Origin of the sequence: Azospirillum brasilense (assembly GCF_003349955.1) — a bacterium.
In the GTDB taxonomy this organism is placed as follows: domain Bacteria; phylum Pseudomonadota; class Alphaproteobacteria; order Azospirillales; family Azospirillaceae; genus Azospirillum; species Azospirillum brasilense_B.
In genome coordinates this window covers 1-1,519 of record NZ_QLKQ01000169.1, presented here as the reverse complement: position 1 = coordinate 1,519, position 1,519 = coordinate 1, and the positions used below count along the sequence as shown (strand labels likewise).

The 1,519-nt window shown below is 68.8% G+C and carries 2 protein-coding genes; both read left to right on the top strand.

What is annotated here, in order from left to right:
* On the top strand, positions 1-666 hold a 666-nt coding region (locus DXK32_RS31885), incomplete at its 5' end, for a GntR family transcriptional regulator (RefSeq protein ID WP_247877443.1).
* A gap of 41 nt (positions 667-707) precedes the next feature.
* Positions 708-1,519: thiamine pyrophosphate-binding protein (locus tag DXK32_RS31880; protein WP_247877442.1), on the top strand; the 812-nt coding region annotated here is incomplete at its 3' end.

Here is a 1,519-nt window from a genome sequence, read left to right as displayed (position 1 = left end):
CCCCTGGATCAGGGGATGAGCTTCAAGGCGAAGGCCTACCAGTCGCTGCGCCAGGCCATCACCCAGATGGACATCTACGGCGGGCCGAGCGAGATCCGCCTCGACGAGCGCCAGCTCTGCGAGGCGCTGGGCGTCAGCCGCACCCCGGTGCGCGAGGCCATGGCGCTCTTGGAGCAGGAGGGCTTCATCCGCTCCATGCCCCGGCGCGGCATCTTCGTGGTGCGCAAGACCAAGGCGGAGATCATCGAGATGATCACCGTCTGCGCGGCCCTGGAGGGCATGGCCGCCCGCCTCTTCGTCGAGCGCGCCGACGAGCGCGGCATGGCCGACCTGCACGAAACCTTCGACCGCTTCGCCGAGGAAGGCGAACTGGCCGACCACGTGCTGGAGTATTCCGACGCCAACGTCGCCTTTCACCAGTCGATCATCCAGGCCTCGGGCTGCACGCTCATCGCCGACCTGACCGACCGCTTCTTCATCCACATGCGGGCCATCCGCCGCGTCACCATGCGCCGCGGCGGCCGGGCCGAGACGTCCATCGTCGAGCACCGCGACATCATCGACGCCCTGACCCGGCGCGACGCCGACCTGGCCGAGCGGCGGGTGCGCGAGCACACGCTGGGGCTGGCCCGCCATGTCGAACAGCACTGCGATTTTCTCGATTGACCGATCGTGAACCGAATAAGAGTCGGGGAGGAGTAACCCTTATGTCAGCCGTCACAGTCCTCAACAACCAAGCCACGGCCGCCACCGATGCGGAACCGGCGCTGACGGATGGTTTCCAGCTCGTCATCGATGCCCTCAAGCTCAACGGCATCGAGAACCTCTACGTCGTGCCGGGCATCCCGATTTCCGACCTGCTGCGCATGGCCCAGGGCGAGGGGCTGCGGGTCATCTCCTTCCGCCACGAGCAGAACGCCGGCAACGCCGCGGCGATCGCCGGCTTCCTGACCAAGAAGCCGGGCGTGTGCATGACCGTCTCGGCGCCGGGCTTCCTCAACGGCCTGACCGCGCTGGCCAACGCCACCACCAACTGCTTCCCGATGATCCTGATCTCCGGCTCGTCGGAGCGCGAGATCGTCGACCTGCAGCAGGGCGACTACGAGGAGATGGACCAGCTGGCCATCGCCAAGCCGCTGTGCAAGGCGGCCTTCCGCGTGCTGCACGCCCAGGACATCGGCATCGCCGTGGCCCGCGCGATCCGCGCCGCGGTGTCGGGCCGTCCGGGCGGCGTCTACCTCGACCTGCCGGCCAAGCTGTTCTCGCAGGTGATGGACGCCGCCGAGGGCGCCCGCTCGCTGGTCAAGGTGGTCGACGCCGCCCCGGCGCAGCTGCCCTCGCCGGACTCGGTGGCGCGCGCTCTTGAGGTGCTGAAGGGCGCCAAGCGGCCGCTGATCATCCTGGGCAAGGGCGCCGCCTACGCCCAGGCCGACGAGGCGGTGCGCGAGCTGGTCGAGAAGTCGGGCATCCCGTTCCTGCCGATGAGCATGGCCAAGGGCCTGCTGCCCGACACCCACCC